This is a genomic window from Streptomyces sp. NRRL B-24572 (assembly GCF_002156145.1).
Lineage (GTDB): Bacteria > Actinomycetota > Actinomycetes > Streptomycetales > Streptomycetaceae > Streptomyces > Streptomyces vietnamensis.
Genome location: NZ_MWIG01001203.1, coordinates 1 through 793 on the forward strand (window position 1 = coordinate 1; position 793 = coordinate 793).

At 73.1% G+C, this 793-nt stretch carries 2 pseudogenes; both read left to right on the forward strand.

What is annotated here, in order from left to right:
• A pseudogene (locus tag CCN56_RS43790) lies at positions 1-345 on the forward strand (hypothetical protein); the annotation flags it as partial.
• 202 nt (positions 346-547) lie between these two features.
• Positions 548-793 (forward strand): annotated as a pseudogene (locus CCN56_RS41310) (LysR family transcriptional regulator); the annotation flags it as partial.

Genomic DNA, 793 nt, shown 5'->3' on the forward strand with positions numbered 1-793 from the left:
TCCTGGCCACGCCGGCCCGGCGCGAAGACCTACGACGCGTACGAGTACCGGGCCGGCGTGGCCAGGAAGACCGGCCCCGGCGGCACCATCAGCGCCGACGAAGCCGACGAGCAGCCCTTCGACGTGTCCACGATGCCCTGGGACAGCCTCCCCGCGCTGATGAAGCGCGGCGAACGCGACCTCAAGGTGGACGACCCCACGATGCGCTACGTCGTCGTCGACCGCTGGACCTTCAACGACGACCGTCCGACACTGCGCCTCTACCTCAGCAACGACTACCGGGCCAGCGGCTATCTCGCCGCCGACGCCTCCGGCAAGGTGGTGTCGACCCTGCCCGCGTCCTGAGGTCGCCGCCCTTGCGGACCGTAGCCGTCCGCAAGGGCTCCCGCAGCCGGAGCACGCCGCAGACACGGACAGGCGGGCGTGCCGATGTACAGACGTTCCCGGTCACCGGCGCCTCCGGGACCGTCGGCCCGTCCGATGGGCGGCAGACCCGTCCGCGCCTGCGTCGCCGAGCCCGAAGAGCGCCGGTCTACGAGCCGGGCGGGTGCGTTGCCGAAGATCCGAAAGAGACGAGCTGTTCACCCGCACGCGCACCGGCGTCGAGCCGACGCCGCGCGCCGTCGCGCTGGCCCGCCGCATCGAGCCGGCCCTCGGCCTGATCCACGGCGCCATGACCGACCGTGACCGCTTCGACCCGGCGACCGCCCGGCGCACCTTCACCCTGGGCATGTCGGACGACCTGGAGGCGGCCCTGCTGCCCCGCCTGCTGAACGCCACGGCCGGCCTGCCG